The sequence below is a fragment of the Pantoea leporis genome (assembly GCF_028048155.1).
GTDB lineage: Bacteria > Pseudomonadota > Gammaproteobacteria > Enterobacterales > Enterobacteriaceae > Pantoea > Pantoea leporis.
This window is the reverse complement of the sequence record NZ_JALMEU010000002.1, coordinates 26,948-53,658: the sequence shown is the minus strand read 5'-3', so window position 1 is coordinate 53,658 and position 26,711 is coordinate 26,948. Positions and strand designations below refer to the sequence as shown.

Sequence of the window (26,711 nt, the reverse complement as noted above, 5' to 3'; positions counted from 1 at the left end):
GGGAAAACCTGCGATTACTGGTTGTCGGGATAACTCAAATCGATGGCGTTATCCGGCAACGTGGTGAAATTTTTAACGATGGTGCGGAAATCCGCGTTCGGTTTGAGATCGGCAAACTGCTGCGGATAGAGATCTTTCGCCAGAATTTCCATGCCGATGATGTTGTACGGATGATTATAGAAGTGGTGGTACACGCCATATACGCGGCCCTGTTTCACCGGCTCGATCTGCGCCAGGCCGGTGCGCTTCAGCAGCGTCTGGAAGGTGGCTTTCACCTCTTCCGGCTGCACGCCATAACCAAACGGCAACACATTAGCGTTTGGACGTTTCGATCCGGTCATGATGTAGACATCCGGTTTCATGGCGATGATTTTTTCCAGCGCCACAAATCCGGCATTGCCCGGCAGCAGTTCAGAGCCGATATTTTTGCCGCCCACCGCTTCCACCAATCCGCCCCAGCCATTGTGGCTGTGCGTAAAGCAGCAGTTGTCGCTATTCCCGGCTATCGGCTCGATAAACACCGTTGGCTTCTCTTTTACTTGCGCCACGCCTTGGGTGATGCGCGTGAATTTCTGCTGATAGAAATCGGTATAAGCCCTGGCCTGGCTTTCGCGGTTCAACACTTTACCGAGCAGCGTCACGCTCGGCGCGGTGTTCTGCGCGGGATGCAGTTCATAATCCAGGAACACCACCGGAATATGCAGATTTTGCAAGGTGCTGAGCACGCCCGATTGCTGTAACGCCGGTTTGGCGCGCAGTTGCGCAATCATCAAATCAGGTTTCTGCGCCAGCACGCTTTCGAGATTGACCTGGCCCTGATCGTTAAAACCCATATCGACGATTTTCGTCGCTTCCGGCCAGCGCCCTTTCAGTACATCCCAGGTTTGCGTGTCCTGCTTTTTCGGCAGATTATTCCACGCCACCACGCGCTTAAACGGATCGTCGCGATCCAGCAGCGCCAGCGTCAGAATGTCGCGCCCATCCTGCAATATGATGTGCTGCGGCTCTTTGTTGATGGTTTGCGTGTTGCCGTCCACATCGGTGACGGTCAGCGGATACGTGGAGGCAGCCGCCGCCGTTGAAGCCAGTAATCCCATTGCCAAAAGCAGGCGCGTTTTCATGCCAAAACTCCGTGGTAAAAAGAATAGTTATTATTATCAATTACCTTAACACAACCTTAAGTGGCGAGAATAAACGCCACTTCAATCAGTTGTAACAGAGTTTTATGCAGGTGCTGTTAGGTGAAATCAGAGAGTTTTTGTCCGGATGTGATCAGTTCCTGCAACAGCATCTGGCGACGCTCCTGCGGCGTATCGCGGCTGACCATAAAACAGATTGCCGCCACCGCCTGACCGCTGCGCGAACGGATCGGCGCCGCCATGCAGCAGGTAAAGCTTTCCGACAAGCCTTCGGTCATGCAGTAACCGAGTTTTCCAGCGTGATGAATTTCATCAAGAAACGCCTGCTTATCGAGGATCTGGCCGCTGGCGAGGCGATAATCCTCCTCCGGGATCAAATCCAGAATCGCGCTGTCCGACCAGTTACTCAGCAGCAAACGCCCGGTCGCGGTCCAGGTAATCGGCACACGCACGCCGATATCCGAAGTGATTTTGAACGGATGCGCATTGCTCTCAGAGAGCACCACGGTGTATTTGTTGCCCTCCAGCATGCAGAGCTGCACGGTTTCACCGTGGCGCGCCACAATCTCCACCATGAGTTGATGCGCCCGACGGATCAGATCGTTATGCGCCATATAATCCGCACCGTAATAGTGCATCTCACGGCCAAAGAACACTGCGCCTTCGGCATCCAGCTCCACCAAACCAGCTTCACTTAGCATGCTGACTAATTCATAGATGCTGGAACGAGGTGCGCCGGTGGCGTCGATCAACGTGCGCATCGACATCGGCTGACGTGCGCTGTGCAACTGCCGAAAGATATCAATAACCCGGTCAACTCCGCGCGCCCGCGAGGGTTTTTCGTCCGGCATAAACTCACTCCTTGATGGCATGGGTACAACAGCTAAAGGCAATGAAAGAAGGGCATGATACACCGCGCATCGGCTTTTACCCATCCCGGATTAAATAAATATTAATTACCTGCCATTAATTAGCACGATCAATTTTGGTGCCTCATTATGGCGCAATACGCTCACTCAACGTTTATAAAACTACGATAACGATCACACTCCAATATAAACACAGACAAAAGTTAATTTTATTTTGCGATCCCGACGACATCACAAAAAATTAAATCGCTGTGCACATATTGCAAAAGAAAATTTCCTGTGCAAATCTTGCCCTATCCAGTATTGCAGATAGCAGTCTGGTATACCAGACAACACAGTAAGCAGATATTCGCTGCAACAGGAGCAGAAAGGGATGACGATTAAACGTTATGGCGTAGAAGGCGGAACCGGTACCGGCGGGCAGAAACTGCCGTTTGCCCGCGCGGTTGAAGCCGATGGCTGGCTCTACATCTCCGGCCAAACGCCGATGCGCGACGGCGAAGTGGTGGAAGGTGGCATCATCGAACAGACGCAGCTGGCGTTCGAAAACTGTCTCACCATCATGCGCGAAGCCGGTTATCGCGTCGAGGATGTGGTGCATGTCACGGCGGTATTAACTGATGCGCGTTATTTCAGTTCATTTAATAAAGTATTCAGTGAGATATTTAGCGGAAATCCCCCGGCGCGTATTTGTAGCGTGCAGGATTTAGTCGTCGACTGCAAAGTCGAAGTCGATATGAAATGCTTCCGCGCCGATCGTAAATAAATATTACGGTTAAAACAGGCTGGCGAATGTTTACTTTCTCCGCCCACACCAGGACAGCCTGTTATTAATTGATGCCTTTCTATTTTGCTATGAAATAACGGTATTACACCGTCTCGTCAAAATTTCTAAAGAGAGCATAACAATGAAGACAACATCGCTAAAAGTGAGCCTCAACGCGCTAGCCGGCGCGCTGGTATTACTGACGCTGGCGGGCTGTACGCCAACCGAAGACAAAAAAGAAGCGGGCGCGGCGCCGCAATCAGCGCTGCAAACCGTATTGCAACGTGGCACGCTGCGCGTCGGCGACTGCCTGAGTTTCGCCCCGTTCGGTTTTTACGATAAAGACGGTAACCCGGACGGCTACGATGTTGATCTCGCCAAAGCGCTGGCCAAAGAGATGGGCGTGAAACTGGAAATGGTCAACACCACCAGCGCCAACCGCATTCCTAATCTGCAAACCAATAAAGTGGATGTGGTGTTCTGCAACTTCACCCGCAATCTGGAACGCGCCAAAGAGATCGGCTTCACCAACCCGTATGTGGTGGCGAGTGAAGCGATGCTGGTGCGCAAGAACAGCGGCATCCAGTCCGCACACGATATGGGCGGCAAAACCATCGCCACGGTGAAAGGCTCGACCAACGGTGACGAAGTGCGCAACCTGGGCATTGACGTGAAGATTCAGGAGTACGACTCATCGCAGGCTGCCATCCTCGCGGTGAAACAGGGGCAGGCTGATGCGATGATCGAGGATAACAACTTCCTCGCCTATCAGGCCAAGCTCGACCCAACGTTAACCGTGACCAATGAAGCGCTGGTGCCGCTGGAATACAATGCCTTTGGCGTGAAGCAGGGCGATCAGGTCTGGACCAACTACCTCAACGAATTCTTGTTTGAAATTAACGCCTCCGGTGAAAACGCCCAGCTGTATCAGAAATGGTTCGGCAACAAACCGCGTTACCCGCTGAATCCGCAATATTGATCCCCACGCGGCGCGGCAACTGCTGCTGCGCCGCCCGAAGGAGCAGAACCATGAGTTATCAATGGCTAACACTGTGGCGCTACGCCGACACTTTTCTTGCCGCCGCGTGGCTCACCTTGCAAGTGACATTGCTGGCGTTTGCGCTGGCAGTGGCGCTAGGTTTGCTCTCGGCGCTGGCGAAAGCGTCGCCGCTGGCCCCGCTGCGCTGGATCAGTCACTGCTACGTTGAGTTCATCCGCAACACGCCGGTGCTGCTGCAGATCTTCATCATCTTCTTTGGTCTGCCGTCGCTCGGCATCACCATGAGCGCCTTTACCGCTGGCGTGCTGGCGCTGGGGATTAACGTCGGTGCCTACCTATCCGAAACCTTCCGCGCAGGCATTCAATCGGTGCCGAAAGGCCAGCTTGAAGCCGCATGGGTGCTGGGCATTCCCCGTCGTCAGGTGTTTCTCACTGTGGTGCTGCCGCAGGCGGCGCGCGCGGTTTGGCCCGCCATTATCAACAACCTGATTCAGCTGCTGCTCGGCACCTCTTTGCTGTCTGCGATTGCGCTGCCCGAACTGACCGGCACCGCCACAGTGATTAATGCGCGCACGCTTCTTTATATCCAGACATTTAGCGTCGTTGCCCTGGTCTATCTGGTGCTGAGCAACCTGTTCTCCTGGGTGGGAACGATGGCAGGACGGCGCATGTTCCACCCGCCGCTGGTGACCCCGGTAAAAAAGTCCGCCTGGTGGTGGGCAAGAAAATGGCTGACTAATCCAGTAAAACGGGAGAACGCGCTATGAACGAGTTAATCATTAGTTCGTTACCGATTCTGCTAAAAGGGCTCGGTATCACGCTGCTGCTGTCGGTGGCCGCGATCATTGGCAGCACGCTGCTGGGCTTGCTGGCGGCGGTGTTGCGCACCAGCCGCTTACCCGTTCTGAAGCAGATTGCGGTGATCTACACCGAGCTGTTTCGCGGCACGCCGGTGCTGATCACGCTGATGTTCATCTACTTCGGCGTCGCCTATTTCGGCTATGACATCAACCTGTTTGCCGCCGGTATTCTTGGCCTGAGCATCTATCAGGGCGCGTATATCGCGGAAGTGTTCCGCGCCGGCATCGAAGCGGTGCCAAAAGGCCAGTGGGAAGTGTCATGGATTTTGGGCCTGTCGAAGCGTCAGACCTTTATGAGCGTGATCCTGCCGCAAACGCGCGGCATCGTGCTGCCGCCGCTGGCGGGTCAGTATCTTTCCCTGATCAAAGACACCTCGATCGTCAGCATGATCGGCATGTCCGAACTGATGCATCAGGGCCAGGCGATTGTCGATCGCATCGGTCAGCCGGTGGTGGTTTACGGTCTGGTCGCCCTGCTCTACTTCGCCGTCTGCTTCCCGCTTTCCCGTTGGGTTCAACATCATCAAACCAGGAGCCAAATCTCATGAGCAAATCCGCGATTACCTTAAGCCGGATAACCAAATCGTTTGGCGCAACCCAGGTGCTGAAAGAGATCAGCCTGGATGTTTCACCGGGCGAAGTGCTGGTGCTGATTGGCGCATCCGGCTCTGGCAAAAGTACCGTGCTGCGCATCATGAGCGGGCTGGAAGTGGCCGACGGCGGTGAAGTGTGGGTCAACGACGTTCCGCTGCACCAACGCAAGCGCGCCAGCGAAATCTGCGGTCACGTTGGCATGGTGTTCCAGCAGTTCAACCTGTTCCCGCACAAAACCGCGCTCGGCAACGTCACGCTGGCGCTGATCAAAGCGCAAAAGCTGTCGGAAGCCGAAGCCAATAAACGCGGCATGGCGGCGCTGACGCGCGTCGGACTGGCCGAGCGCGCGCATCACTATCCGGCGCAGCTTTCCGGTGGTCAGCAGCAGCGCGTGGCGATTGCCCGTGCGCTGGCGGTAGAACCGAAAATCATGTTCTTCGATGAAGCTACCTCGGCGCTGGACCCAGAACTGGTAGGCGAAGTCATGGAAGTGATGCGCAGCCTGGCGCGTGAAGGCATGACGATGGTGGTGGTGACACACGAAATGGGCTTCGCGCGCAAAACCGCTGACCGCGTGGTGTTTATGGATCAGGGCGTGATTGCCGAACAAGGTTCGCCCGAGCAGATTTTCGTCAATCCACATAACCCGCGCACGCAGCAGTTTTTATCGCGCGTACTTGAGCACTAACAGGAGGATCTATGTCGATTCGCTTTCCGCTGCAGGCGGATGGATTACTGGATGCGAAGCTAACCGCGCCACGTTTTAAATCGGTTGCCGGAGCCGGCGAGTCGCCGCTGGCTCTCGGCACGGCGGTGCTGAGCAGCGATCAGGTGTTTTCGCCGCTGATGATCATGAAACAGTCGGCGCTGGAGAACAATCTGCGCCAGCTGGCAGACTTCTGCCGCGAAAACGGCGTGATGCTGGCCGCGCACGGGAAAACCTCGATGTCGCCTGCCGTTCTGCGCCGCGCGATTAGCGAAGGCGGCGCGTGGGGTTTGGGTGCCGCCACGCCCGCGCAGGTGCGCGCGCTGCGTCAGTTCGGTATCCGCAATGTGTTTCTTGCCAACGAGCTGGTCGATCCGGCGGGTATTCGCTGGATTGCGCAATGGCAACAGCAGCATCCCGATCACGGCTTCCTGTGCTACGTCGATTCGCTACAGGGCGTGAAGCTGTTGGCGCAGAACCTCGGCGACAGCCAGATTTCGGTGCTGCTGGAGATGTCTGTCAGCGGCGGCCGCACCGGTTGTCGTTCTCAGCAAGATGCGCTGGCGATTGCCAAAGCGATCGCCGCCTGCCCGGCGCTCAAGCTGGTGGGCGTCGCCGGTTATGAAGGCGCGCTCGGTGCAGGCCGCGATGAACGCGGCATTCAGCGTGTGAAGGATTACTGCCAGATGATGATCGCTACCGCTGAATTGCTGGCGGAAAAGCAGCTGTTTACCAGCGACCACATCATCCTCAGCGCCGGTGGCGGCGCCTGGTTTGATGTGGTGACAGCGTGCTTCACCGCGGCGAAACTGCCGCTGCCGATGACGCCGCTGATCCGGTCCGGCGCCTATATGGCGCACGACAGCGGACTCTATGCACGCATCGCGCCCTTTGCTCAGCCGGGCGCAACGCATCATTTTGCTGCCGCGCTGGAGATTTGGGGCCGCGTGTTGTCGCGTCCGGAGCCGGGCCTGGCATTCGTCGATTTTGGCCGCCGCGATGTCCCGTTCGATCAGGATCTGCCCAATCCGCTGTGGATCCGCAACGCCGATGGCAGCGCCCCACGCGCGGCGGCGCATTTGCGTATCAGTGATGTGAACGATCAGCATGCTTATCTGTTATTGCCGGAGGATGAGCCGCTGCAGGTAGGCGATTGGGTCGGCTGCGGTATTTCGCATCCTTGTACCGCCTTTGATAAATGGCGCTATCTGCCGCTGGTGGATGATGATTATTGCGTCACAGATTCACTGGAAACAGCGTTTTGATGGGTAATTAATCGGTGATCGTAGCGGCGCAATTTATTGCGCGATAAATCGCGCCGCTACGGAATGGTGCATCTGTTGTAGCGACGCAATTTATTATATCAACGCCAACCCAACTCCGGTGCAACGTGGGTCAAAATGCTCTCAATCACGTGCGCACAGTAATCCACGCCTAACTGATTCGGGATGGTCAGCAACAGCGTATCCGCTTCGGCAATCCCTTCGTCCTGCGCCAGCTGTTTGATCAACTGATCCGGCTCGGCGGCATAACTGCGACCAAAGATGGCGCGGGTTTTCTCGTCGAGGAAACCCACCGAATCCCGATCCTGTCCACTGCGACCAAAGTAGGCGCGGTCGGTGTCGTTGGTCAGCGCAAAAATGCTGCGGCTCACCGAAACACGCGGCGTACGCTGATGGCCCGCCGCTTCCCATGCCTGACGATAAGCACGAATCTGCTTCGCCTGCTGCACGTGGAACGGCTCGCCAGTTTCATCATCTTTCAGGGTGGAGCTTTGCAGGTTCATGCCCTGCTGCGCCGCCCAGATAGATGTCGCGTTGGAGCCAGAACCCCACCAGATACGCTCACGCAAACCGGCCGAGAACGGCTCAAGACGCAGCAAGCCCGGTGGATTGGGGAACATCGGCTGCGGATTGGGTTTAGCAAAACCTTCACCGCGCAGCACTTCCAACAGTTCCTCGGTATGGCGACGGCCCATATCGGCATCGCTTTCACCGTTTTGCGGATCAAAGCCAAAGTAGCGATAGCCTTCGATAACCTGCTCCGGCGAGCCACGGCTCAGGCCGAGCTGCAGACGCCCGTTGGAAATCAGATCCGCCGCACCGGCATCTTCCGCCATATATAGCGGGTTTTCGTAGCGCATGTCGATCACGCCGGTACCAATTTCAATCTTTTTGGTGCGCGCACCGACCGCTGCCAGCAGCGGAAACGGCGAGCTTAACTGACGCGCAAAGTGGTGCACGCGGAAGTAAGCACCATCGGCACCCAACTCTTCGGCGGCGACTGCTAAATCAATCGATTGCAGCAGTACGTCCTGCGCCGAACGGGTGGCGGATTGTGATGATGGGGTCCAGTGACCAAAAGATAAGAAGCCAATCTTTTTCATGCTGAAATTCTCCTCGTGAGCCGCGCCGGCTCGAACGTTTTCAATGCAGCAAGGTTACGCCACAGACGAGGTGACTGATAGCCAATAGATTTCGCGCGCTTCATCAACTTTTTTGCATAACTAAGAAAAGAGATTCTTTGTGTTCATCACGGTGATCAATCATCGCCAAAAGCCTAATCACTGTTTACAGGTTCGGCTTCACCATGAGTAAAGGGACATCCGCCTATCTCAGTGCGCAACAGCGTGACGTGGTGCATCAACTGGCGCGCAGCTGGTTGTGGCGTAGCGAATTGCCAACGTGGCTATTGATGGTGGCGGTGTACGGCGGTTGGTTCGCCAGCGTTGTCTATTGGCGAACGTTGGGGTTAACGCTGAGCACGCTGCTGCTGGTCCTGTTTACCACCTGGTATATGTCGCTGCAGCACGAGTTGATTCACGGCCACCCGACGCGTTTTCCCCGTCTCAACCAGCTGTTCGGCACGCTGCCGCTGGCGGTGTGGTATCCGTATGGCTTATACCGCGACTCGCATCTGGCGCATCACCGCAACCACACGCTGACCGATCCCGATGAAGATCCGGAAACCTACTACCTTTCGCCGGCGCGCTGGGCGCAACTCAAGCCATGGCAGCAGCAGGTGATTCATCTGCGCAACACCTTTCCCGGACGTTTGCTGATCGGCCCGCTGCTGGATATGGCCGCCACCCTAAAAAAACTGGCGCATGCCTTTATTGATCGCGATAAACCGGCGATGGCGATGTGGATTATTCATCTCACCTTACTGAGCGTGCTGTTTTACTGGATGACGCTGCATGGCTTCTCGCCGCTGTGGTTGGTGCTGACGGTGAGTTATCCGGCGCTGATGCTGACCAAAGTGCGATCCTTCTACGAGCATCGTGCCGACGAGGAGCCGCTGGCGCGCTCGGTCAATAACGAAGCCGCGTTGCCATGGCGTTTGCTGTTCCTCAATCTCAACTATCATTCTGTACATCACGATCTACCCGGTTTGCCGTGGTACGGATTACGCAAAGTCTATTTGCTGTATCGCGATGGTTATCACCAGCGTAACCACGGTTTTCGCGTCGCCGGTTATGGCGAATGGATAACCCGCTTCTGGCGCAAATCGGTCGAGGTTAATGCCCATCCGGGTACGCAAAAGGATGCACAGGATGCCCACTCTTTCGTTACCGATGTACGACATCAACCATCAGGCGACTATCGGCCTGACCTCAGCGCTAACGACGCTGCTGCAACAACGCGGCGTGCCAGCTGAAGTTAGCTGGCCGCAGGATTTACTGCCGCACTGGCGCGATGACCAGCTGCTGCTGAGCCAAACCTGTGGTTATCCGTTGGTGGAGCTGCTGCCCGATGTGCAGCTGGTTGGCACCTTCCTCTCCAGCGCCCAGGGCTGCGACGGCCAGCGCTATCGCAGCTGGCTGGTAGTGCGCAGCGCAGATGAGAACCTGACGCTAAGCGACTTTCGCGGACGGCGCGCGGTGTGCAACAGCAACGATTCCCACTCCGGTTTCAACTCGCTGCGCTACGTGATTGCGCCGCTGGCGCAGGACGGGAAATTCTTCAGCGCAACCCGCTTCAGCGGCAGCCATCGTCAGTCGCTGGCGGCGTTGCGCGCGGGCGAGGCGGATATCGCGGCGATTGATTGCATCACCTGGGCGCTGCTGCGCCGTAATTTCCCGCAGGAGCTGGCGGGGCTGGAGATCATCGGCGAAACACCGCTGTGCGCCGCGCTGCCGCTGATTACGTCAGCCAAAACCGATGCAGCAACCCTCGAGAAATTGCGCAGTGCGTTGAGCGAACTGACCAGCGAAAAGCGTTATCAGGATCTGTTAGCGGAGAGTTTGATTAGTGGATTCAGCGTGAGCGATCGGGCGTTTTATGACGAAGTGCGGGAGTGGAAAGATCGCGCCGCCGCGCTGGGCGTGACGGCGTTGTAATGTTCAACATTGCGCAATAAATTGCGCCGCTACGGAATGTGCGGTGATTGATTACCGTACACATAAAGCGCACATATTCGTAGCGGCGCGATTCATCGCGTTCATTTGACCTTTAAGCCACTTCGACCCTGTGCCGCTGCGCCGTAAACTAATTCTCGGGTTCGGGCAAGCCGAGGTTTTCACGCAGCGTCTCGCCTTCATACTCTTTGCGATAAATACCCCGCGCCTGCAACAGCGGAATGACCTGCGCCACAAAATCATCAAACGCCGTTGGCGTACCGCCACGCACGATAAAGCCGTCGGTTGCGCCCTGCAGGAACCAGTTTGTCAGCCCTTCGGCAACCTGCTCCGCCGTACCCAGGAAAGTCGGACGCGGCGTCGCTTCTTCCAGCGCCGCCTGGCGCAGCGTTAAGCCACGTTCGCGCGCGTTCTGTTTGATCTTGTCGGTGGTGCTGCGGAAGCTGTTGCTGCCCAGCTCGCCAATGTCCGGGAAAGCTTCATCCAGCGCGTACTGGCTGAAATCGTGATGCTCGAAGTAGCGACCAAGATACTCCAGCGCTTTATCGATGGTCACCAGCTCGGCGGTTTGCTGATAGCGGCGCTCGGCATCCTGTTCCGTTTCGCCAATAATCACGCTGATGCCCTGGAACACACGGATATCATCGGCATCGCGCCCGCGTGCCACCAGCCGGCGGCGCACATCTTCACGAAATTTGCGTGCCTGCTCCAGCGTTTCCTGGCGCGTATAAATGGCATCGGCGGCTTCGGCGGCAAAGGCTTTGCCCGCTTCCGACGCGCCCGCCTGGAACACAATCGGGCGGCCCTGCGGCGAGCGACCGACGTTGAGCGGTCCCTGCACCGAGAAGTAGTGTCCTTTATGATTTAGCGTATGCAGCTTGTCGGCGGCGAAGAATTCTCCGCTCTGTTTGTCGCGCACAAAGGCATCGCCTTCCCACGAATCCCACAGTCCTTTCACCACCTGCAAATACTCGCTGGCAACGCGGTAACGCTCGTCGTGCTCTGGATGGGTGCTGCGCGAGAAGTTTTTCGCCGAACCTTCCAGTGGCGACGTCACCACGTTCCAGCCGACGCGACCGCCGCTCAGATGATCGAGGCTGGCGAACTGGCGCGCCACGGTAAACGGCTCGCTGTAGGAGGTGGAAAGCGTAGCGACCAGACCGATTTTTTGGGTCACCAGCGACAGCGCCGACAGCAAGGTGATCGGCTCAAAACGGTTGAGGAAGTGCGGGATCGACTGCGGCGTGATGTACAAGCCATCGGCGACAAACAGGAAATCGATCTTCGCCTGCTCAGCTTTGCGCGCCAGATCCAGCACGTAATCGATGTTAATGCTGGCATCCGCCACCGCATCGGGATGACGCCATGCCGACATGTTGCCGGATACGCCCTGAATAATCGCGCCCAGCCGCAGCTGGCGTTGTGTCTGACTCATTCTGCTCTCCTTAGTATGCGTTCGTGGGCTGCCAGTCAGGAATGACCGGCAGCGCCTGTAACAGTTTTTGCGTCCACGGATGCTGCGGCGCGGCGAACACCTGCTGCAGCGCCCCGCTCTCCACCACTTGCCCGTTCTGCATCACCAGCACGCGATCCGCCAGATGCTGGATCACACCGAGATCGTGAGAGATAAACAGCAGCGCGGTGCCGTGTTCAGCCTGCATATCGGCCAGCAGATCCAGCACCTGCGCCTGCACCGAAACGTCGAGCGCGCTGACCGGTTCATCGGCCACCAGCAGCGCCGGATTCGGTGCAAAAGCGCGCGCAATCGCCACGCGCTGGCGCTGACCGCCGGAAAGCTGTTGCGGGTAGCGCTGCAGGAAGCGGTCGCCGAGCTGCACTTCATCGAGCAGTTGACGCACGCGCTGACGCCGCGCATCGCCGTAAATCCCGGCGCTATCGAGGCTTTCGCCGATAATTTTCTCCACCGTGTAGCGCGGGTCGAATGAGCTGAACGGGTCCTGCGCGATCAGTTGCAGCCGCGCACGCCGGGCGCGGCGTGCTTTCTCCGGCAGACGATCCCAGCGCTCACCTTCCAGCAGGAGGGTGCCGCTGTCCGGTTCGGTTAAGCCCATCACCACTTTCACCAGCGAGGTTTTGCCGGAGCCGGATTCGCCGACCACGCCAAGCGTCTCTCCGGCGTGCAGCGTGAAGTTGATGTCGTTGAGCACCAGGCGATCGCCATAGGCTTTATGCAGGCCGATGCCTTCCAGCAACGGTGCGCTAATGCGTGTCGGGCGCGGCGGCAGCGGCGTCGGCTCAGCCGCGCTCAGGCGCAGACCGCGCGTGGCGGGCGTTGGCACCGCGCGCAGCAGGCGCTGCGTCCAGGCGTGTTGCGGACGATGGAGCAACGGGCCGCTGTTGCCCTGCTCCACCACTTCGCCATCGCGCATCACCAGCACGCGATCCGCCAGTTCCGCCACCACCGCCAAATCGTGGCTGATCAGCAGCAGGCCGTGGCCGTCGCGGCGGCGCTGCGCCAGCAGCTGTAGAATCTGGCGCTGCACCGTCATATCCAGCGCGGTGGTCGGTTCATCGGCGATCAATAAGGTTGGCGTACCGGCCAGCGCGGTAGCAATTAACGCACGCTGGCGCTGGCCGCCCGAAAGTTGATGCGGATAGCGTTCCAGGCGGCTTTCGGCATCGTGAATGCCTGCCGCCTTCAGCAGTGCGAGGCTTTTGTCCTGCAAATTGTTGCGATGACCGGCGGCGCTTAGGGCATCACTCAGCTGCTGACCAATGCGGCGCAGCGGATCGAGCGACACCAGCGCGTCCTGCAACACATAGCCAATGCGGCGACCGCGCAGCGCGCGCCAGTCGCTGCGGCTGGCGTGGCGCATATCGCGGCCGTCAATGGTGAAACGGTCAGCGGTTAACACCGCGCCTTCCGGCAGCAGGCCAAGCAGGCTGCGCGCGGTCAGGGTTTTGCCGGAACCGGATTCCCCGACCAGCGCCACCGATTCGCCCGCCGCGACCTGCAGGTTGAGGTTTTTCACCACCTGCTGCGGCCCAAAACGGATCGAGAGATTCTGGATATCAATAAACGGCTGACTCATGCGGATCGTCCTTCAAAACGTGCCTGCCAGTAACGCCCCAGCGTATTCACCGCAATCACCGTCAGCGTGATAAACACGCCCGGCCACACGGCGATCCACCACGCGTTACGCAGATAATTGCGTCCTTCCGCCAGCATCAGGCCCCATTCGGCGGTCGGTGGCTGCGGCCCCATGCCGAGGAAACTCAATCCGGCAGTGCCGATAATCGCGGTGCCAAGCCCCAGCGTAGCCAGCGCCGGCACCTGCGCAATGGCGTGCGGCAGGATGTGACGCGTGATCAGCGTGAAGCGTGACAGGCCAAACGTGCGCGCCTGCTCAACATAGCCGGAGGTCATCACACTGTAGGTTTGTGCCCGCACCACGCGGGCAAAACGCGGCACCGATGCGACGCCGAGCGCGATAATCAGGTTGTTAGTGCCGGGCCCGGTAAAGGCGATCAGCATCAGCGCTAGCAGCAGATCGGGAAAGGCGGAAATCACATCCACCGCGCGGCTCAACAGCTCATCAACCACGCCACGCGCCAGCGCCGCCACCAATCCCAGCAAAGTGCCAAACACCACCGCCAGCGCCATCGCCGCCACGCTGATCAGCAGCGAATAGCGGCTGCCGTAGATCACGCGCGTCAGCAGATCGCGCCCCAGCTGATCGGTGCCCAGCCAGTGCTGCGCCGACGGCGGCAGCTGCGCGTTAACCGGATCGGCCAGCAGCGGATCGCTGTGCGCTAGCCACTGCGGCGCGATCACCGCGATTGCCAATACAATCAGAAACAGAATCGCTGCCCACACCGCGGCGGGCAGCGCAACCGGAAGACGTTGAAGCACGGCAATCATGATTTGCTCTCCCCGCGCAGACGCGGATCAATCCACAGCGACAGGATGTCAACCAGGGTGCTCATCACCACGTAGATCAGCGCCGAGAGAATCGCTACCGCCAGCACCACGGGTAGATCCTGCGCCAGCACTGCATCGACGGTCAGTTTGCCAAGGCCGGGACGACCAAATACCTGTTCAGTAATCACCGCGCCGCTCAGCAATCCGCCCACCAGCCAGCCGGTTAACGTGACCGCAGGCAGCGCCGCATGACGCAGCGCGTGGCGCAGACGAAGGGTGATTTCCCCCACGCCCCACGCGCGCAGCGTCAGGGTGAATGGCGCATCCAGCGCGCGCTCCAGCTCGCGGCGCAGCAGTTGAGCGATCACCGCGCCCTGCGCCAGACCGAGCGCCAGCGCCGGTAGCACCAGCGACGACAGCGAGCGATCGCCCGCCACCGGGAACCAGCGCAGCGTAAAGCTGAAAATAAACAGCAGCACGATACCCATCCAGAAAGAGGGCATGGAGGCCAGCAGCAGCTCGACACCGTTAGCCACGCGGCGGCCAATGCGACGATGCGCGGTGCCGACGGCAATCACCACCGCAAAAATGATGCTGACCAGCAGCGCCGCCAGCGTCAGTTTGATGGTGGGCCACAGCTGCGTGGCCAGCAGATGGCTGACTTCAGTGTTGAGCATGTAAGAACGGCCAAAATCGCCGTGCAGCACGCGCCACATATAGTGCAGATATTGCCACCACAGCGGTTCGTTCAGGCCCCATTCGGCGCGGATCGCCGCCTCAATGGCTGGCGTACGCAGCTGCTCACCGATCAGCAGGCTGACGATATCGCCCGGCGCCAGATGCACGCCGAGAAAGGCCAGCGAAACCGCCGCCCACAGCACCAGAACGCCGCCCAGCAGGCGGCTGACGATGCGGCGCGTCAGGTCGCTGCGCCACACCGATGGCCGACGCGCGCGTGGCGTGCGGGTGACAATGCTTTCCAGACTCATCTTCGCCTCCTGTTAGTGGTCGCTGATCCAGATGTCGTACGCGTTCTCCGGCATCTGTTTAAAACTGCGGAAACCGGCACCGTGCACGTAGCTGGCGGTGGCGATCTGGTCTTCTGGTTCATACAGCGGGATCGCCAGCGCCTGCTGTCGCAGCGCGTATTGCTGCAGCTGGCTGTAGAATTTACGGCGCTGATTAATATCCAGCGTCGCTGCCGCCTGATCGAGCCAGCCGTTAATTTGCGGGCTGTTGACGCGGCTGTAGTTAATCGGCCCGCCAGCTTTTACCGGGCGATAGTGGTTTTCGATATCGATGCCGTCGGTTTCGGTATTCGAGTTAGCAATCGAGCCGAAGTGGCCGGTGTTGCGCACCTCGGTGTAGGTGCCAGAATCGACGTAGCGCAGTTTGATCTCCACGCCGAGACGCTGGCGCGCCTGCGCCTGAATCGCCTGCAGCAGCACATCGCGTTGATCGCGCACCGTTGCCTGCGCCTGAATCACTTCAATGCTCAGACGCTGGCCGTCTTTGGTGCGGAAACCGTCGCTGTCGCGCGTTTGCCAGCCCGCTTCATCCAGCAGCTGGTTGGCGGCAGCGGGATTGTTACCATACTGACCTTCGAGATCGTTGTTGTAGAGCGGATCGACCGGCGAAGTAATCCCCCACGCGCGGGTGCGTTCGCCGCGATACACCGACTTCAGCAGCGGATCGATATCCAGCCCTTGTAGTAACGCCTGACGCACGTTCACATCCTGCGTCGGGCCGTATTCCACATTAAGGAACAGTGAATATGGCGTGCCGGTATTCAGCGCGTGCTGATAAGTGAAGTCTGGATTGTCTTTGAATTCACCGGCGTCATTGCCGGAAATCCCTTCAATCGCGTCCAGCTGCCCGGACAGCAGCGCGCCGGTACGCACCGAGGATTCCGGCAGGAAGCGATAGGTCACGCGTTCCAGATAGGCCGGGCCTTGATGCTTAGCGGTGGCGGGCGCCCAGTTGTAGTGCGGGTTGCGTACGAATGTCACCTGCTGGCCTTTTTCGTAGCTCTCGATAATAAACGGCCCGGTGCCCGCAATCTCTTTGCCACCGGCTTTCAGCTGCGGCGAGTTCCAGCTGGCCGGTGCCAGAATCTGCAATTTGGCGGCGAACGACAGGAACGGCGAATAGCCCTGCTTCAGTGTGATGGTGACGGTGTGATCGTCTGGCGTCGCCACGCTGGCAATTCTCGCGCCCAATGCGCAGATGCTGCTGCCGGCGCAATACTTTGCATCCTGCACATGGCGGAAATTCTCGGCCACCGCATTGGCATCCAGCTTCTCGCCGTTGGAAAAGGTGACGTCGCGGCGCAGGCTAAAGCGATACACTTTGCCGTCCGGACTGACCTCATAACTTTCTGCCAGCCAGGGTACGAAACTGCCGTCGGTTCGACGCGCCAGCAGCGATTCCCACACGTTACGCAGCGTCACTTCCGCTTTGGATTGCCCATTTAGCTGCGGGTTAAACGGCACGGGTTCAGTTTCGACGCCGAAGGTTAAGCTGCCGCCGCTGCGCGGTTGCTCAGCGGCAAAAAGAGATGCGCTTCCCAGCAGGCAAGTCACACCCAGCGCGAGAGTGATTGAATTCGCTTTCATAAGATCCTTGGTGGTTGCAGGTGCTTTTTTAGTTATTCAGGCGATTTTGGCGATGGGTTGATCGGCTGGCGGGTTGAATTCCTTTTTCAGAAACACCAGCGCTTCGCCTAATGGATTGGTGCGGTGATGGAACGGTTGATAACCGCGACGCAGATAGAGCTCGCTCAGCCATGGATGCTTGGTGGCGGTGGCGAGATAGACGCCCGGCGCTTTCAGCGTCTCTTTCAGCAGGGTTTCTTCGGCGTAGGTGATGATGTCGCGGCCGTAGCCCTGCCCTTTGTAATCAGGGTCGACGGCGAACCAGTGAATAAACGGCAGCGACGAAGGCGCATGTTCATCCTGCTGCCACGGAAAACGCACCGTGACGGTCGCCACCGCGCGTTTCCATTTGCGTAGCACCAGCACGGTTTCCTGCTCGATGACGCGGCGCACCTGCTCGACGTTGCCCTGTGAAATGGTGAAATGCACATCCAGCGCCACCAGCGCAGCATAGGCGCGTTGCAACAGCGCAAATATTTCTTCCGCATCGTCGGGCTTGGCAACTTCAATTAGCTGACTCATGGTGACCGTTTCCTTATTCAATCCTGCCGAAAGTATTAAAATCCGGCGGATTAAAGTAAACCGAGAATAACGGCAATCGATTTGTTGAATATGGGAAATGGTATTTTATTGCGATGCAATAATGCCCACGGAAATAAAACTCTCGTAGGGTCGCCATTAATGGCGTAATGACTGTCAGTTAAGCAAGCATTTTGCTTTGAACAGGTAGCAGGCTCTGACACATCTGCTGCGTCACGGGCCGTCCTCGCGCCGCTTACGCGGTACCTTCGGCTTCAACGTTGTGCCAAACGGACCGTTCGCGGATCGGCCGTCCTGGCCGGCCCCGAACTGCCTCACGCATCTCTGCGTGAGGCTCCTGGCCCTACGTAAAAGCCTCAGCGCTGCGGATAGCCCTTTTGCCGCAGCAGACGCGCCAGCGCCTTTAGCAAATGTGCCCTTTTCAAAAACACGCACAGAAGTTTAAGCAGGCCGGGGCCACTTTTGGGCAGGCAATCCGCAGCGCTGAACGCAGCGAGGAAGCCAGGAGAGCCCGCAGGACGCGGGCGAAAGGCGGAGCCGGGACAGGACGTCCCGTCTCCGCCGGTCCGTCAGGCAGACGAGCAAAGTGAAGGTACCGCGCTAGCGGCGCGAGGACCGCCGGACCAAAAGTGGTCCCGGTCTGCGCACTCGTCGTTGGCTTAACTGACAAGCATTACGCCATTTGTGGCGACCCTGGGGTGACCGAACGGGCGATATTACGGTTTAGTTACCCACACATCGTAAACGCTTTCTGGCATCTGCTTATAGCTGCGGAAACCGTAGCCGTGCACGTAGCTGGCGGTGGCTAACTGATCTTCCGGTTCGTAGAGCGGCACTGCCAATGCCAGTTGCGGTAATGCGACCTGCTGCAGTTGGCTGTAGAAATCGCGGCGTTTCTTAAGATCCAGCGTGCTGGCGGCTTTATCCAGCAAGCCATTGATCTTCTCATCGTTGACGCGGCTATAGTTAATTGCGCCGCCCTGAGCGATCGGACGATAGTGGTTTTCGATATCCACGCCATCGGTTGGCGTGTTGGAGTTAGCGATGGTGCCGAACTTACCGCTTTTACGCACATCGGCATAAGTACCAGAATCAACGTAGTTCAGCTTGAGATCCACGCCAAGACGCTGACGCGCCTGCGCCTGAATCGCCTGCAGCAGCACATCGCGCTGGTCGCGCACCGTTGCCTGTGCCTGAATCAGCTCAATGCGCAGACGCTGGCCATCTTTGGTGCGGAAGCCTTCGCCATCGCGGGTTTTCCAGCCCGCTTCATCCAGCAGCGTGTTAGCCGCATCCGGATTGTTGCCGTATTTGCCCTCTAGCTCTTTGTTGTAAAGCGGATCGATGGGCGAAGTAATGCCCCACGCGCGGGTGCGTTCGCCGCGATACACCGACTTCAGCAGCGGATCGATATCCAGACCTTGCAGCAACGCCTGGCGCACTTTCACATCCTGCGTCGGGCCATATTCCACGTTGAGGAACAGAGAATATGGCGTACCGGTGTTCAACGCATGCTGATAGGTAAAGTCGGGATTGTCTTTGAACTCACCGGCATCGTTACCGGAAATGCCTTCAATGGCATCAACCTGACCAGACAGCAGCGCGCCAGTGCGCACCGAAGATTCCGGCAGGAAGCGATAGGTCACGCGATCGAGATACGCTGGTCCCTGATGCTGCGCGGTGGCTGGCGCCCAGTTGTATTTCGGGTTTTTAACGTAGGTCACCTGCTGGCCTTTCTCATAGCTTTCGAGAATAAACGGCCCGGTGCCCGCCAGATCTTTGCCGCCCGATTTCAGCTGTGGAGATTTCCAGCTGGCCGGCGCCAGAATCTGCAAGCCCGCAGCGAAGGACAGAAACGGTGAGTAGACCTCTTTCAGGGTGATCACCACCGTGTGATCGTCCGGCGTTTCAATCTTCTCAATATGCGAACCCATCAGGCACAAACTGGTGCCGGCGCAGTATTGCGCGACCTGAGTTTGACGGAAGTTATCTGCCACCGCGTTGGCATCAAACTTCTCGCCGTTAGAGAAGGTGACGTCCTGACGCAGATTAAAGCGGATCACTTTACCATCCTGGCTGGCTTCATAACTCTGCGCCAGCCACGGCACAAAGCTGCCATCCGGGCGGCGCGCCAGCAGTGATTCCCAGAAGTTACGCAGCGTGATTTCCGCTTTGTCCTGACCGTTAAGCTGCGGGTTAAAAGTGGTCGGCTCGGTTTCAACACCGACCGTCAGGCTGCCGCCGCTTACCGGTTGGTCGGCGGCTACCGCGTTAATCGTGCTTCCCAGGAGGCTAAAACCTAATGCCAAAGCTATTGAAGTGAATTTCATAGTGTCCTTGGTAATTGCAGGTAAATATTATGTAAGGCCTTAATCTGGCCTGTATTAATTCCCGCTGAATTATTAAAACCCGGACAAATAAATGTAAAACGACAATAGTGGCAATCGATTTGTTGGATTTGGCAATACACCAGTCAGCGAAAAAACAGATTATCGTGACAGGCTCGCCGGTAGCTGAGGCACGCCAGTTAAACCGCGCAACCCGTACTCGACCATGGCCATATAGACCGCAAAATAATCCAGCGCCATGTGCATAAAGGAGAGATGCAAAATGAGCGTATTACTGGTTTTATTCAGCGTCAGCAACCCGGCTGCTTCAGCGTCCTGCAGGCAGCGTTTAATGTGCGAACGCGAAACCCCACATTTCACTGACGCTTTCAGATAGTTGTACTCAATAACAGTGGTTTTTTGTTGCAGACTCTCGATGTACAGATCCATCAACAGCATGTGCCCGGCATCCCTGAAAATGAAGGCTTTACTCTCTGGCACCATATCGAACAAGTAAACATGCTTGAGCGTGATTTCAGCGTAATTTTTGAAGTATTCCGCATGAAAGTTTTCCATTTTCAGGCAAGCCGAAACATCGAAATCGTCGTACAACATACCGTAAGGAATCATCATGGTATTAATTAAAGCCCGCGTTTCATCCAGCGCTTTGCGGGTCACCGTGTAGGTTAATTTTCGTTTATCCTGCGCGTCCTTTTTAACTTCCATACGCCCACCGACCCGAATAAAGAGCAGAAAGGAATCAATAGTGTTGTCGCTAATCAGACCGGTTTTTTTACAAAAGTCTTTAACATCACGCAGCGTTGGGTTTGCTGAGGTGAAGGCGTACGCCATGATGGCCGAGCCAATAATAAAGCGATTAGCTTTGAAAATGACTTTAAAATAGAGCGGCTTAGTCAGATACAGTCTGAACAACAGTTTGTAATGCTTCTGCATAACTAATGAGATGTTGTCATTTGACTTAATCTCGGCTGCGCGTTGGTGAATTAATGCTGTGAGTTGCTGTTTGCTTTTCATATTGCTGTGTGGTGTGCCTGGTTATCAATTACAAAATTTTTTAAAAATCACCCTCATGCTCCTGGATTTATTTAAATCCTGTTGAGAGGCGGTTGATGATGCTTTATGGAGGTATTATTTCTGAGGTTAATATTTTAAGATTAACATGGGTCTTTTTGCCCTTCTGGGCACGATCTTACCATCAATGGACTATTTTATGTAAAGCTTGATTTATTCTGAGCTGACATGCCCATTTCTAAGCCTGAAAATTGTTCTTTGTTTTTACAATTATTTCATTAAGTTAGGTCGCGATATTTCCTCAAGTATTCCCTTTGTAGCACGGCTTAAAAAAATTAACCACAAAAATGGACAGTGACTTAACAAAGCCCCTATGAGAACTTTCTTAACGCACGGTTATTCCACTTGGTTAAGTGAGACTGGTTTATAGCTAAGCCGATTTATACAGGGAATATCCGACAGATTTTTGATGGAATTTATAAGGATTTATCATGGACGACTCACCGCATAAGACACTGCGTCACGGCCTTTCAATGCCTATTTTAAGCCATAAAACTCTGGTGAAAAAACTCGCTTACCCACTGATTATCATGGGTTTTATTTCCATGCCAGCGGCATGGGCGAATATGAGTGTCTATCCGATGGAAGTCACCCTAAATAATCAGGGTGCGGCACAGGTGCAGACATTATCGCAAAGCGGTGAAGCGCAGTTTATTCGCGTCAGCATCAAGCGAATTGAGCGCCCTGCAACACCGTTTGAAAAAGAAATATTGGTTGAAGATGCCGTTTCGCCATCGCTTATCGCCACTCCGGATAAATTCGCGCTGGCTTCCGGTTCACAACGCATTATTCGGCTGATTTCATTACAACCGCCAGAAAAAGAGACTGCCTGGCGCGTTTACTTCGAGGCCGTGGCTGCCCCGGATGAATTGAAAGATAAATCGCCGCAGAATAATAACATCAGCAACCAGGTCGGCATCAATTTAGTCTGGGGCGTGCTGGTACATATTCCGCCGCGTAATGCCAGATTATCGCTCACGCAATCAGCATCAGGCGAAGTCAAAAACGCTGGCACGGTTCGCGTAGTGATTCGTGAGGTCGCGGTTTGCTCAAAACAACATAGCAGCAGCAGCTGTCAGTGGAAAAAAGAACACGCCACGGTTTATCCGGATGAGACATTGCGTTTTAAAGCCTGGAGTTCAGCAGAATTAGCCGCTGCCCAGGAAGTCAGAATAAAACATGTTGATCTCAATACGCGGAATATCGCCGAGTACGTTATCGGACACTGATCAACACGTATTAAAGGAATAACAACCTGTTTGTTATAAAGCAGTTCATTACCCATGAGACGGTCATTTACGGCCAGTACAAGGATTTTCACGGAGCTACAAATGCAAAAATTAATCAAACCACTAGTCATCGCTGCTGCGTTAACGGCTGTATTTAATGCACAGGCGGTGCAGAAAGATATTACGGTGAATGCGAATGTTGATTCGACGGTGGATATGACGCAGGCGGACGGAACCGCATTACCCGGCACCATTAATATGCAATATATTCCGGGCCGTGGTTTATCTACCTATTCTCTGGACACCAAAATCTGGTCGAACTCGCAAACTGCCAATATCAACGTTGCGCTGGTGAGTGCCGCTCAGCTTAACAATACCGTTACCGGTACAGCGGTACCTTTGACCGTCACGCTGGGTGCGGATTTAAAACCGATCACCACCACGAACACGGCCCTGACTTACGCCTCGCTGTTCCCGGCGGGCACCGCAAACGGTTCGTCAGTATTGCCACTGAAAATTTCGCAGACCACGCCGGGCGTGCTGGCAACCGGCACCTATTCCGGCGTTGTGAGCCTGTTAATTACGCAGGCCACCACGCAGAGCTAATTTGTCGGCATTGACTGATCAATTATTTCGGGGGCCGCTCGGCCCCCTTATTATTCTTTTTCAGCAGGATGCTGTAATGAAGGTCAATATTCACGTCGCTTTAATAGCCTCTTTCATTACCCTGATCCCTTCTCTTGCTCCTCGTGCTGCCACGCAGGTTCCGCCTGGTTTTGAATCGCTGGTTACCGGCCAGACGCTGTGGGTCAACCTTTCTGTTTACGGGCAATCGCTTGGCTTGTTTGAAGCTTCTGTTTCGCTGGATAGCGTCAGATTCTTGAAACCGCATCAGGTTGCACGGGCGGTGATGCAGCATTATCAAAAGGATCCGCAGCAGGAAAAGCGCTTAGACCATCTCATCAGTGAACCTTTGGCACGCAACGGTAATAAGGCATGCAGCAGCAACGGCGGCGCAGCGGGCTGTGACTATCTGGAGACCGATTCCCTCGCGCTAATCTATGACGAAAATAATGCCAAAGTGGCGCTGTTTCTCGGCCCGGAATTTGTGCCGCTTGCGGCTGACAACTCATCGCCCTATTACCAGCAGACTGCCGAAACGGAAGCGGCGTTTATTCATCAGCAGAATATTAACTTCGTCACCAACCGCGATGACCAGACGTTATCGCTGCAGGGGGCGGGCGCGCTAGGATTCACTGAAAACAGCTATGCCGGAATTGACTGGGACTATCTGGCGCAAAAATACCGGCAGCAAAGTCATCAGGAAGTGCGTTTTAACAACGTGTTTCTGCGCCGCGATCTCGGCAAGCGCTATTATGTGCAGGCCGGACGCATGGATTCGCGCGATATCTTCAGCAACGCCGGCGGCAACATTACCTTAAGCCAACTGCCGCTCAGCACCATCGAAGGGGCGCGCGTCGGTTCGACGCTCGCCTGGATAAACCGCGCACAGGCGGCGCAAGGCACGCTGGTCACTGTCTTTATTACGCGCCCGTCGCGTATTGATGCTTATCGCGGGCAGCAACTGCTTGGCACCTTTTACCTGAATGCCGGCACGCAAAATCTTGATACCAGCGCCTTTCCCAATGGTAGCTACAGCGTGACGCTACGTATCTATGAAGATAATCAGTTGTCGCGTACCCAACAGGTTCCTTTCAGCCGCACCGGTAATGCCACCAGCCAGAACATTGAATGGTTTGTGCAAGGCGGCTCCATTCCCGATCGCGAGATGCAGGGCAACGGCGCTGCATCGCAATCGGGTGCCGATCGCCGTGTGATGCAGGCGGGCATCAAAGTGCCTGTGATGCAAGACGCTGCGCTGACCGGCGGTGTCGCCGTGACCAACCGCAACCGCTTTATCGAAAGCGCACTCGACTGGAGCCACGGATTTGATAATCCGCTGCTCGACGGCATCCTCACCACCCGCTTTAGCTACCTGAAAGGCAGCGAAGGTTCGCGCGGCAATATCCAGCAGGTCGCTTATAACGACGGATTCTCCCTCAGTTTCTACCGCAGCGCCCTGTATGCGCAGGATTGCTACAGCAACAACGGTGGGCAATACGGTTTTAGCGGGTGCTACCAGAGCAGCAGCCTGATGTTCAGCGTGCCGGTGAAAAGCTGGTATCTGAATGCCGGTTACAGCGCCAGCAAGAACGAGGGCCGCAATGTGCTTCCGGTGCAGTGGGATGATAACGGCGTCGTGCCGCAGTGGGCGCGCCGCAACATCTACAGTAAAACGCAGACTACCACCTGGCAGGCTGGCCTGGGGCGCGGCTTCAGCGTCAACGGACTCAATATTAATACCAGCGCCAATCTCTTTACCCGCACCAGCAGCAGCGGAACTCAGCGCGACAACGGTGGCTTCCTCTCCGTCTCACTCTCGCGCGTCAGCACGCCAACCATCGATTCACGTTCGAGCTACAGTTCGCTCGGCATGACCTACCAAACCGATCGCAACAACAAGGATCAGGTTGGCTATAACGTGGCGCAAAACTGGTATTTCGATGCGCAGAATCAGCAGGAGATCGGCGTGAACCTTAACGGTAATCAGGAAAATACTTTGAATGCTTCCGTTTACGGCAAAACTGCGGGCGAATACGGCAGCGGCAGCCTGGCATTCAGCTCTGCGTCGTCCGGTTCATCCGCTCAGCGCTTCAGCAGCAGCGGCAGCTACAACTCCTCATTGGCGGTAGCACGTTCCGGCCTCTATTGGGGCAAATGGGGCAACGGCCTGTCCGGGGCGGCGGTGGGCGTGCATGTGGCAAGCAGCGATGAAAGCCGCGACACACGCGTGGATGTCTCCGTTGATGGCGCGGGCAGCGCCAGCCTGCATGGCACCGGCCGCACTTTATTCAGCGTACCGGCTTACACCCAGAGCGCGATCAGCATCAACGATTCCATCGAATCCACCGACGGTATGCGCAGTGAAATCACCCAGGGTGCCGGACGACGCACGCTGTTTATCGCGCCGGGCCGCATGCTGGTGAGCAAAGTGAATATTGTTTCGCGCTACACCTGGCTTGGCAGGCTGATGATCAACCAACAGCTTCCACTGGAAGGCGCCACGCCGCTGAATGTCGCCAGCTGGTCCGGTTTAGGCCAGGGCGGATTCAGCGCTGAGACCGATCACCGCATAAAAAATCTGTACATGGTGCGCGGCATGCAGATGTACCGCTGTGAAATGAAGGTGAAAAGCACCCATGACGTAGTGCGCTATGTCGGCGACAGCGACTGCAAACCCATCGAGCTGGCTTCAGTGCCGCAGGATGTGCAGCAACGAGCAAAAATGCTGATTGTCACCCGCCAGGCGGATGAGGTTCCGCTGGCACGTACCACGTCGTCTTCGCCGGAACAACAATAGGGATTTTAAATGAAAAGTAGAGTTATTCGCGCGTTGACGCTATTGGCCCTCGTCGCGGGCATGCAAGTGCAGGCCGCCATGCTCACGCCTTCAGGGCGCAATACCAACGTTGCCGTAACCTTTGACCGCATGTCAGTACCGGCACAATTGCCGATCTGGACCAATGAAAATGGCGGTTACGATACCAATGACGCACCAAAATGGGGCCGCAATACGCTGGTTTGCCAGTCGCGCACCAGCAATCAATATGGTGCCTGCCTGACATTACCTGTCTGGCTGGAAGCGTCGCCGTCACCCTATCCCGTGCCGCTGTTGTTTACCGAAAGCAGCACCAAACAGACGCTGGTACTGAATGTCTATCTCACCAAAAGACGCTCGCTGAATAATGTGGTGGTGGCGACCAATCTGGTGCCGATGAATGCCTTTGGCGGGGCCGTCACGCCACGTGGCGATGGCACCGATTATTCGGCCTATCTTCCCTCTTCCGAGCTGAGTAAATTCCCATCGGCGGGCACCTGGAGCGCGACGCTGAAAATGTCGCTGATGCAGTGGCCAGTGACGTCCTGCACCGGAAATTCGCAAAACGTAAACGTGGGCTGTACCAATGCGACGAAAATGGCTGACTGGATCGCCAACATGACCTTTAAGGTGACAGATTACGGCAACCAGCAGATCTATCTGCCTGAGTTTGGCAATGCGGCCGCCACTGTGGATCTCGGTTTAAAAACCTTCCCCGGAGCGCGCGCCACTACCACCGTTAGCGGCAGCCGTTCGCTGGATATGTGCCTGTACGACGGCAATAATTCTGACAGCAACCGGGTTAGCCTATTGTTTCAGGACGAAGGTGCAGCCGCGCCCGGCCGGGGAACGGGGTTGTTTTCGCTATATCGCACAGGCGCGGATAAAACTCTGGCGCAAAATCGCCTCGATTATGCGATTGAAGTAATCAACCCGCTGACCAAAGCGCGTCAGGTGGTTGAGAACGGCAGTGAGATTATCTGGAGTGGCACCAACAGAGGTGTGTTGCGACGGGTGGTGTTACCGGGACAGAGCAATTCCGTGCTGTGCGTTCCTGCGCCGATGCAGCTTGTTACACCCGCCTTCACGTTATCGTCAAAAACAGCGGGCCGTTATCAGGGGACGTTGAGAATTATTTATACCCCGACGACGCAATAATGGCGCGGGCGGTGATGTCATAAAAACTGCAATTACCGAGCGCACACACTGTAGCGGCGCAATTTATTGCGCGATAAATCGCGCCGCTACGGAATGTG

Annotated in this window: 23 protein-coding genes; 12 read left to right on the top strand and 11 right to left on the bottom strand. The window is 56.4% G+C overall.

The genetic code is table 11. The features are described 5' to 3' along the window. Positions 1–14 precede the first annotated feature (14 nt). Complete coding sequence (locus MWH02_RS07515) at positions 15–1,121, bottom strand: ABC transporter substrate-binding protein (RefSeq protein ID WP_271460213.1); 1,107 nt, start codon at positions 1,119–1,121, stop codon at positions 15–17. Positions 1,122–1,237: 116 nt separating this feature from the next. Then, a complete protein-coding gene (locus tag MWH02_RS07510) occupies positions 1,238–1,990 on the bottom strand; it encodes an IclR family transcriptional regulator (protein ID WP_271460212.1) in 753 nt (250 codons plus the stop codon). A gap of 391 nt (positions 1,991–2,381) precedes the next feature. Between MWH02_RS07510 and MWH02_RS07505 the strand changes: the two genes are divergently transcribed. From MWH02_RS07505 to MWH02_RS07480, 6 genes are all read left to right on the top strand, one after another. Continuing rightward, the gene (locus tag MWH02_RS07505) at positions 2,382–2,774 is read left to right on the top strand and encodes a RidA family protein (protein ID WP_008109150.1); all 393 of its coding nucleotides are present in this window, start codon (positions 2,382–2,384) and stop codon (positions 2,772–2,774) included. 142 nt (positions 2,775–2,916) lie between these two features. Continuing rightward, entirely contained in the window at positions 2,917–3,753 is an 837-nt protein-coding gene (locus MWH02_RS07500; protein WP_271460211.1) for an ABC transporter substrate-binding protein, read from the top strand. A gap of 50 nt (positions 3,754–3,803) precedes the next feature. Beyond that, positions 3,804–4,541 (top strand): amino acid ABC transporter permease, encoded by a 738-nt coding sequence (locus tag MWH02_RS07495; RefSeq protein WP_271460210.1) that lies wholly within the window; start codon positions 3,804–3,806, stop codon positions 4,539–4,541. Further along, positions 4,538–5,182 (top strand): amino acid ABC transporter permease, encoded by a 645-nt coding sequence (locus tag MWH02_RS07490; protein WP_154156654.1) that lies wholly within the window; start codon positions 4,538–4,540, stop codon positions 5,180–5,182. The genes MWH02_RS07495 and MWH02_RS07490 overlap by 4 nt, the downstream gene beginning before the upstream one ends. Further along, positions 5,179–5,916 carry an amino acid ABC transporter ATP-binding protein gene (locus MWH02_RS07485; protein ID WP_271460209.1) on the top strand — a complete coding sequence of 246 codons (738 nt, stop codon included), beginning with the start codon at positions 5,179–5,181 and terminating at the stop codon, positions 5,914–5,916. Before MWH02_RS07490 ends, MWH02_RS07485 begins: the two co-directional genes overlap by 4 nt. Positions 5,917–5,927: 11 nt before the next feature. Next, complete coding sequence (locus MWH02_RS07480) at positions 5,928–7,199, top strand: alanine racemase (RefSeq protein ID WP_271460208.1); 1,272 nt, start codon at positions 5,928–5,930, stop codon at positions 7,197–7,199. Positions 7,200–7,297: 98 nt separating this feature from the next. Here the strand turns inward: MWH02_RS07480 and MWH02_RS07475 are convergent, their stop codons facing one another. After that, on the bottom strand, positions 7,298–8,320 hold the full coding sequence (locus MWH02_RS07475) for an LLM class flavin-dependent oxidoreductase (RefSeq protein ID WP_137387124.1): 1,023 nt from the start codon (positions 8,318–8,320) through the stop codon (positions 7,298–7,300). Positions 8,321–8,523: 203 nt separating this feature from the next. Between MWH02_RS07475 and MWH02_RS07470 the strand changes: the two genes are divergently transcribed. Continuing rightward, a complete protein-coding gene (locus tag MWH02_RS07470) occupies positions 8,524–9,591 on the top strand; it encodes a fatty acid desaturase (protein ID WP_271460207.1) in 1,068 nt (355 codons plus the stop codon). Next, entirely contained in the window at positions 9,488–10,273 is a 786-nt protein-coding gene (locus MWH02_RS07465) for a phosphate/phosphite/phosphonate ABC transporter substrate-binding protein (protein ID WP_439652360.1), read from the top strand. The genes MWH02_RS07470 and MWH02_RS07465 overlap by 104 nt, the downstream gene beginning before the upstream one ends. Before the next feature lie 148 nt (positions 10,274–10,421). Here the strand turns inward: MWH02_RS07465 and MWH02_RS07460 are convergent, their stop codons facing one another. From MWH02_RS07460 to MWH02_RS07425, 8 genes are all read right to left on the bottom strand, one after another. After that, a complete protein-coding gene (locus MWH02_RS07460; protein ID WP_271460205.1) occupies positions 10,422–11,726 on the bottom strand; it encodes an LLM class flavin-dependent oxidoreductase in 1,305 nt (434 codons plus the stop codon). 10 nt (positions 11,727–11,736) lie between these two features. Continuing rightward, entirely contained in the window at positions 11,737–13,344 is a 1,608-nt protein-coding gene (locus MWH02_RS07455; protein WP_271460204.1) for a dipeptide ABC transporter ATP-binding protein, read from the bottom strand. Next, positions 13,341–14,174, bottom strand: a complete 834-nt coding sequence (locus tag MWH02_RS07450; RefSeq protein ID WP_154157335.1) for an ABC transporter permease — start codon at positions 14,172–14,174, stop codon at positions 13,341–13,343. Before MWH02_RS07450 ends, MWH02_RS07455 begins: the two co-directional genes overlap by 4 nt. Next, on the bottom strand, positions 14,171–15,163 hold the full coding sequence (locus MWH02_RS07445) for an ABC transporter permease (RefSeq protein WP_271460203.1): 993 nt from the start codon (positions 15,161–15,163) through the stop codon (positions 14,171–14,173). The genes MWH02_RS07450 and MWH02_RS07445 overlap by 4 nt, the downstream gene beginning before the upstream one ends. A gap of 12 nt (positions 15,164–15,175) precedes the next feature. Next, on the bottom strand, positions 15,176–16,789 hold the full coding sequence (locus MWH02_RS07440) for an ABC transporter substrate-binding protein (protein WP_271460202.1): 1,614 nt from the start codon (positions 16,787–16,789) through the stop codon (positions 15,176–15,178). Between the two features lie 36 nt (positions 16,790–16,825). Next, the gene (locus MWH02_RS07435) at positions 16,826–17,350 is read right to left on the bottom strand and encodes a GNAT family N-acetyltransferase (protein ID WP_110867071.1); all 525 of its coding nucleotides are present in this window, start codon (positions 17,348–17,350) and stop codon (positions 16,826–16,828) included. Between the two features lie 734 nt (positions 17,351–18,084). Next, on the bottom strand, positions 18,085–19,698 hold the full coding sequence (locus tag MWH02_RS07430; RefSeq protein WP_271460201.1) for an ABC transporter substrate-binding protein: 1,614 nt from the start codon (positions 19,696–19,698) through the stop codon (positions 18,085–18,087). A 159-nt stretch (positions 19,699–19,857) separates the two neighbouring features. Then, entirely contained in the window at positions 19,858–20,730 is an 873-nt protein-coding gene (locus MWH02_RS07425; RefSeq protein WP_271460200.1) for a hypothetical protein, read from the bottom strand. Positions 20,731–21,218: 488 nt separating this feature from the next. Here MWH02_RS07425 and MWH02_RS07420 point away from each other — a divergent pair, with 488 nt between their 5' ends. The 4 genes from MWH02_RS07420 to MWH02_RS07405 all read left to right on the top strand — a co-directional run bounded on the left by MWH02_RS07420 (position 21,219) and on the right by MWH02_RS07405 (position 26,613). After that, on the top strand, positions 21,219–22,016 hold the full coding sequence (locus MWH02_RS07420; protein WP_271460199.1) for a fimbrial protein: 798 nt from the start codon (positions 21,219–21,221) through the stop codon (positions 22,014–22,016). 102 nt (positions 22,017–22,118) lie between these two features. Beyond that, positions 22,119–22,622, top strand: coding sequence for a CS1 type fimbrial major subunit (locus MWH02_RS07415; protein ID WP_101761189.1), 504 nt, complete (start codon positions 22,119–22,121; stop codon positions 22,620–22,622). A 76-nt stretch (positions 22,623–22,698) separates the two neighbouring features. Continuing rightward, entirely contained in the window at positions 22,699–25,437 is a 2,739-nt protein-coding gene (locus tag MWH02_RS07410) for a TcfC E-set like domain-containing protein (protein WP_271460198.1), read from the top strand. A 9-nt stretch (positions 25,438–25,446) separates the two neighbouring features. Further along, positions 25,447–26,613: a CblD like pilus biogenesis initiator family protein gene (locus tag MWH02_RS07405; protein ID WP_271460197.1), complete on the top strand. Its 1,167-nt coding sequence runs from the start codon at positions 25,447–25,449 to the stop codon at positions 26,611–26,613. Positions 26,614–26,711: the final 98 nt, after the last annotated feature.